Genomic DNA, 6698 nt, shown 5'->3' on the forward strand with positions numbered 1-6698 from the left:
TGCCCAGCTTCCAGGCCACCAACGCCGGCACCGAGCGCGCGCCGGTCATACCGCACAACTCGTCGCGCTCGATCTCGGCGACGATCTCCACGATGCGCCCATCAATCGCGTTGCGCTGCCCGGCCAACTCCGACAACTCCCCGAACAACACATCAAGACGATCACACGGCTTCACCACCGCGGTGTCAGAGGATGCCGTCGAGGACATAACGTCATCATCGCACCCGGGTCCGACAAAATTCGGACTGTCCAAACCGCACCGAGAAGCCGCCGTCATCAACCTTCAAGGGGTAGAGCCTGATTGGCCGCCAGACGCTGCTCGACCGGGGCTATCTGAAGGTGATCCAACCCGGACCGCTACGCACGTTGTCCACCCGAACGTGCCGCGCCGTTAGCCGGTGGCTAGGTGAACAACTGGTTCAGCTCACCGAAGTTCGCCGCCGGAGCGAGACCGTCGAACCTTCCGGTTTCCGCGATTTGCCGTGCAGCAGAAAGGAATGCGCCCCATGCGACCCGCGACAGCGCCGATCCGACGCTGACGCGGCGCACGCCGAGTTCGCCGAGTTCGCTTACCGTCAACCCAGTCGCCGATCCCATCAATACATTGACCGGGTAGGGGCGCAGCGCATCGACCAACGTGGCGATGTCGTCCCTGGTACGCAGGCCCGGTGCATACAGCACGTCCGCGCCGGCATCGGCGAAGGCCTGCAACCGCGTGATCGCCTCGTGCAAAGCATCCGGATGGTCGTAGAGAATGCACTCGGCACGCGCGGTCAGGAGCACGTCGGCTCCTGACTGGTCGATTGCTGACCGCGCAACCCGGACCCGTTCTGCCGCTTCGGGCAACGAAAACAGCGGGTCTTCGGTGCGGCCGCTGGCGTCCTCGATGGACAGTCCGGCCACTCCGGCGGCCACACAGCGGGCGACGTTGACCGCCAAGCCTTCCAGATCGTCCGAATAGCCCGCTTGGAAATCGGCATTGACAGGCAGGTCCACCGCGCCGACGATTTCCACGATGTTGCGCAAGACCGCATCGACACCCAGCGCTGTCGGCGTGTCGGGACGACCCGCCGCGAACGCGAACCCGGCGCTGCTGGTCGCCAGCGCTGGAAAACCCATGGCCGCCAACGCGATAGCCGTTCCGGCATCCCACGGATTCGGCATCACGAAGCAGCCTTGCTCGTGGAGTTGACGGAACGTCATCAGCCCAGGCAGCCGGGACCCAGCAACGCCTTCAAGTCGCCCATCAGCGCCGACGACGGAGTCACCCGCAGCGAGGAGTCCAGCTCGAGCGTCGTGATGCGCTCACCGCTGATCAGCCGAAGATGCACCTGCGAGGTGCCCGGGTGCCTGGCCAGCACCTGCTTGAGCGCGGTGACCTTGTCGACGGTGCACTGCCGCGTCGGCAGGCTCACCGCGACGGGACGATCGACTTGCGCGTGCGAAAAGTCCGGCACCACAAGCTCGTTGGCGATCAGCGATATCCGGTCATCGCGGATTGCCACCTTGGCGCCGACCAGCACGACGGCGTCGTCAGCGATCTCAGCACCGAACGTGGAGTATGTCTGCGGGAAGAACAGGACCTCAATGCCGCCGGTAAGGTCCTCCAACTGCGCTGACGCCCAGGGCAATCCGTTCTTGTTGACCCGCCGGTTCACCGAGGCCAGGATCCCACCGACACGCACCTGCGTCTCGTTGGCGATCTCACCGTTGAGGATCGCCGGGATCTGCGTGTCGACCTGCGCCGTCAGCAGGTGTGCGATGCCGTTGAGCGGGTGCCCCGACACGTACAGGCCGAGCATCTCGCGTTCGAGAGCCAGCTTGTGTTTGTCTTCCCACTCCTCGTCGGGGACCTTGATGGTGAACACCGCATCGGTGGCGGTATCGGCGCCGCCGAACAGGTCGAACTGCCCCATCGCCTCGGCCTTCTTGGTGCCAAGCACCGAGTCGACGGCGTCGGTGTGCACGAGGAACAGGCCTTTACGCGGATGGCCCAGCGAGTCGAACGCGCCGGCCTTGATCAGCGACTCCGTGACCTTCTTGTTGCAGGCCCCGATCTCGATCTTGTTGAGGTAGTCGGAGAAGTCGATGAACTTGCCCTTGTCGGTGCGGGTATTGATCAGCGACGCAACGACATTCGCCCCCACATTGCGCACCGCGCCGAGGCCGTAGCGGATGTCCTCTCCTACGGAGGCGAAGTTGAGCCCCGACTCGTTGACGTCGGGCGGCAGCACGGTGATACCCAGCTTGCGGCAGTCGGCCAGGTAGACAGCGGCCTTGTCCTTGTCGTCGCCCACCGACGTGAGCAGCCCGGCCATGTACTCGGCGGGAAAGTTGGCCTTCAGGTACGCCGTCCAGTACGACACCAGACCGTAGCCGGCGGCGTGCGACTTGTTGAACGCGTAGTCGGCGAACGGCAACACCGTGTCCCACAGCGCCTTGATGGCGGCGGCCGAGAATCCGTTGGCCTTCATGCCGTCGGAGAAGCCCTCGTACTCCTTGTCGAGTACCTCACGCTTCTTCTTGCCCATGGCTTTTCGCAGAATGTCTGCTCGGGCGAGCGAGTAGCCGGCCACCTTCTGCGCGATGCGCATGATCTGCTCTTGGTAAACGATCAGGCCGTAGGTCTCGGAGAGGATTTCCCGCAGCGGCTCTTCGAGCTCGGGGTGGATCGGTTTGATCGCCTGCTTGCCGTTCTTGCGGTCGGCGTAGTCGTTGTGGGCGTTCATGCCCATCGGTCCTGGCCGATACAGCGCGATGACCGCGACAACGTCTTCGAACCCGGTGGGCTGCATCCGGCGCAGCAGGTCGCGCATCGGCCCGCCGTCGAGCTGGAACACGCCGAGCGTGTCACCGCGGCCGAGCAGCTCGTAGGCGGCGGGGTCGTCGAGCGGCACGGCGTCCAGATCGAGGTCGATTCCCCTGTTGGCCCTGATGTTTTCGAGCGCGTCGCCGATGATCGTCAGGTTGCGCAGGCCGAGGAAGTCCATCTTCAACAGGCCGATGGCCTCGCACGACGGGTAGTCCCAGCCGGTGATGATGGCGCCGTCCTGCGCCCGCTTCCACAGCGGGATGGCATCCGTCAGCGGCTCGCTGCTCATGATCACCGCACAGGCGTGCACACCGGAGTTGCGGATCAGCCCTTCGAGGCCGCGGGCGGTCTCGTAGATGGTGCGCACATCGGGGTCGTTGTCGATCAGGGCGCGGACCTCGGCGGCCTCTTTGTAGCGCTCGTGTGTTGGATCGGTGATCCCCGATACCGAGATGTCCTTGGCCATGACCGGCGGCGGCAATGCCTTTGCGATCCGGTCGGCGATCGCGAAGCCAGGCTGGCCGTAGTGGATGCGAGCCGAATCCTTCAGCGCGGCCTTGGTTTTAATGGTGCCGAAGGTGATCACCTGGGCGACCCGGTCCTGGCCCCATTTATCCGCGGCGTAGCGCACCATCTCGCCGCGGCGGCGGTCGTCGAAGTCGATGTCGATATCGGGCATCGAGGCGCGTTCCGGGTTGAGGAACCGCTCGAACAGCAGCCCGTGCTCGATCGGGTCGATGTCGGTGATACGCAGCGCATAGGCGACCAGCGAGCCGGCCGCCGACCCGCGCCCGGGGCCGACCCGGATGTCGACGGACCGTGCGTAGGTCACCAGGTCCGCGACGATGAGGAAGTACGACGGATAACCCTTGGCGCAGATGACCTCGATCTCGTAGGCCGCCCGGTCGACGTAGGCCTGCGGGACGCCGCCGCGGAAGCGCCGCGCCAGCCCGGCATTCACCTCGTGCTGCAACCAGGACGCCTGGTCGTGGCCCTCGGGCACCGGGAAAATCGGCATCCGGTCGCGTGCTGTCCACACATCCTCGTAAGACGAAACGCGTTCGGCGATAAGCAGGGTGGAGTCGCAGGCGCCGGGGACCGAGTCGTCCCACAGTGCGCGCATCTCGGCGGCGGACTTGAGGAAGTAACCGTCGCCGTCGAACTTGAACCGGTTGGGATCCGACAGCGTCTTGCCGGTCTGCACGCACAGCAGCGCCTCGTGGTTGTGCGCGGCGTCGCGGGTGACGTAGTGGCAGTCGTTCGTGGCCAGCGGCGGGATGTCGAGCTTGCGCCCGATCTCCAGCAGGCCCTCGCGAACCCGCCGCTCGATGTCCAGGCCGTGGTCCATCAGCTCGAGGAAGAAGTTGTCCGGCCCGAAGATCTCCCGCCACTTGGCCGCGGCCTCCAGCGCCTCGCGGTCATGGCCGAGCCGCAGCCGGGTCTGCACCTCACCCGACGGGCAACCGGTGGTGGCGATGATGCCGGCCGAGTGCTCGGCGATCAGCTCGGCGTCCATCCGCGACCACTTGCCGAGCTGACCCTCGAACGAGGCCATCGACGACAGCTTGAACAGGTTGCGCAATCCGGTCGCGTTCTCGGCGACCATGGTCATGTGCGTGTAGGAGCCGCTGCCGGAGACGTCGTCGCCCTTCTGGCTCGGATCTCCCCACAAGATGCGCTTGGTATCAAACCGGGAACCAGGAGCAATGTAGGCCTCCACGCCGATGATCGGCTTGATGCCCACTTCGGTCGCCGAGTTGTAGAACTCGCTGGCGCCGAACATGTTTCCGTGATCGGTCATGCCGATCGCCGGCATCTCGAGTCGCTGCGCCTCGGCCAGCATCGGCGTGATCTTCGCGGCACCGTCCAGCATCGAATATTCGGTGTGGTTGTGAAGGTGCACGAACGATGAGCTCATAGGGACGCCAGTCTAAGGCGGCCCACCGACACTTCCCGGCGTGTCGGGCTGCGTGTCTTTCTCGCGCCGCAGAACCAGTCTTTCTATGGGCATCGGCCCTGGTGTCCAGCCCAGTTGGGTCGCGACACCGATGGCGATGAAGCCTGCAACCAGCACTGCGAACCAGATGCCCTCCATGCTCAGCACGCTATGCGCAACGCGGCCGCGAGGAATCAGGTGTTTCCCTACACACATCGTGCGGCGTTATGGCCAGGCGACGGCGTCGGCAGCGATTGCTGCGGAGGCGTGCGGATCGATGGCGAGCGACCGACTGCTGGCCTGACCGTCCAGCAAGCCGTGGGCTAAGAGCCGCTGCAGTTGCTTGGCAATCATCGTCATATCGTCGTCCGTGTTGACGAACCCGGCGTAGAACCCGATTCCCCACACCATGGCGACCAAAAGCTCCACCACCATCGCCACGTCGGTCTCGGCGGGAAGTTCGCGTCGCTCGATCGCAGCGACGACCGTCGATGTGTAGAACGCGCGCATCGCGGTGACGACCGGACTGCCGCAGTGCCTCAGCGCAGGATGTCGCTCGCACTCCAGGTGCGACGCGACGATGAACCGTGCCGTCGACCGGTCCCCGAGCTCCGAACGGTGTGCCGCGGCGATAAACGCCGATAACTGTTTCAGCAGGGTATTTTCGCGACTGGCCTCCGCAATGCAGTCGGCGACAATGGAATGCGCCTCGCGCAGAAGGGTGTCGTAGATCTGTTCCCTGGTGTGGAAGTAGTAGTGCATCGTCGGACGGCTCAGGTCCGCCCGCGCAGCGATGGCCTGAAAGTTCGCCGCCTCGTATCCGCGCTCGGAGATGACCTCGCGCGCTGCGCGAAGGATCCGCGCCCGTGTCTCGACCGAGTCGGCACCGACTGGACGACCCCGTCCCCGACTCGACGGCACTAGCCGGGCGCTGCTGACCACGAGCAAACGCTAGGGCATTGCTAACAGCGGGTCAACAGGAAGCCTCGCGCAAACGACGGGATAGATAGTCGGCGACGGAGGGATCGGAGGTCAGTTCGATGGCCCGGCGGTAGGCGTCGGCGGCGTCTGCAGCCCGCCCCGCCGCGGCCAGTAAGTGCGCCCGCGTTGTCCACGCCGGCTGGAATCGCTCGAGGGCCGGGTCGGCAATGGCGGCCAGGGCACGCAACCCGGCATCTGGGCCGTCGACCTCACCATCCACCGCGGCCGCTGCCACGGCGGCCCCCAGCGACGGCGCCACCCGCAGCAGCGCCCGGTGCAGTTTTTGCAGCACGAAGACGTCGACGCGCCCCTTCGTGGCCTGCGCACAGTGCGCCGACTGGATCGCGGCCTCGTATTGAAAGCGGCCGGGCTCGGCGAAGCCATGAGCGCGGCGCAGTAGCGACTCGCCGCGCGCGATGAGCGTCGTGTCCCAGAGCGAGGTGTCCTGCTCGTCGAGCGGGACGAAGCCGCCGTCGGGGGTGCGCCTCGCAGGCCGTCGCGCCTCGGAGAGGCACACCAGCGCGGCCAGCCCGAGCACCTCGGGTTCGTCGGGCAACAGCTCGGCCAGAACCAGCGCCAGATGCAGCGCTTCGGCCGACAAGGTGTCGACGGGCGCGCCCTGCGGCGTGATCTGCCAGTCGATCGCATAGGCGCCGTAGACCGCCTCAAGCACCGAGGGCAGCCGCGCGGCGAGGTCTTCGCGCTCGGGCAACACGAACGGGATACCGGCGTCGCGGATGCGTTTCTTGGCGCGCACCAGTCGTTGCGCCATGGTGGCCGGTTCGACGGCGAAGGCTTCGGCGATGGCGGCGGCGTCAACGCCGAGCACCGCCTGCAGCATCAGCGGCGTGCGGATGTTCGCGGCGATGGCCGGATGTGCGCATACCAACATGAGCTCCAGCCGCCGGTCCGGGATAGCGGGCATGTCATCTTCTAAAGGAGTTGGGGCGCTGTCGATTTCGTCAAGTG

5 protein-coding genes and 1 pseudogene are annotated in these 6698 nt (G+C 65.7%); all 6 read right to left on the bottom strand.

Annotation, left to right across the window (positions count from 1 at the left end; genetic code table 11):
- Window positions 1–208: pseudogene (locus VFH65_RS09735) on the bottom strand (DUF222 domain-containing protein); the annotation flags it as partial.
- Window positions 209–402: 194 nt separating this feature from the next.
- On the bottom strand, window positions 403–1203 hold the full coding sequence (locus tag VFH65_RS09740) for an isocitrate lyase/PEP mutase family protein (protein WP_353321010.1): 801 nt from the start codon (window positions 1201–1203) through the stop codon (window positions 403–405).
- Window positions 1203–4730 (bottom strand): DNA polymerase III subunit alpha, encoded by a 3528-nt coding sequence (dnaE, locus tag VFH65_RS09745; protein WP_353321012.1) that lies wholly within the window; start codon window positions 4728–4730, stop codon window positions 1203–1205. Before dnaE ends, VFH65_RS09740 begins: the two co-directional genes overlap by 1 nt.
- A 12-nt stretch (window positions 4731–4742) precedes the next feature.
- Complete coding sequence (locus VFH65_RS09750) at window positions 4743–4907, bottom strand: hypothetical protein (protein WP_353321014.1); 165 nt, start codon at window positions 4905–4907, stop codon at window positions 4743–4745.
- Window positions 4908–4973: 66 nt separating this feature from the next.
- Entirely contained in the window at window positions 4974–5690 is a 717-nt protein-coding gene (locus VFH65_RS09755) for a TetR/AcrR family transcriptional regulator (RefSeq protein ID WP_353321015.1), read from the bottom strand.
- 31 nt (window positions 5691–5721) lie between these two features.
- Window positions 5722–6654: an RNA polymerase sigma factor gene (locus VFH65_RS09760; RefSeq protein ID WP_353321016.1), complete on the bottom strand. Its 933-nt coding sequence runs from the start codon at window positions 6652–6654 to the stop codon at window positions 5722–5724.
- Window positions 6655–6698: the final 44 nt, after the last annotated feature.

The sequence above is a fragment of the Mycobacterium sp. genome (assembly GCF_035697385.1).
Lineage (GTDB): Bacteria > Actinomycetota > Actinomycetes > Mycobacteriales > Mycobacteriaceae > Mycobacterium.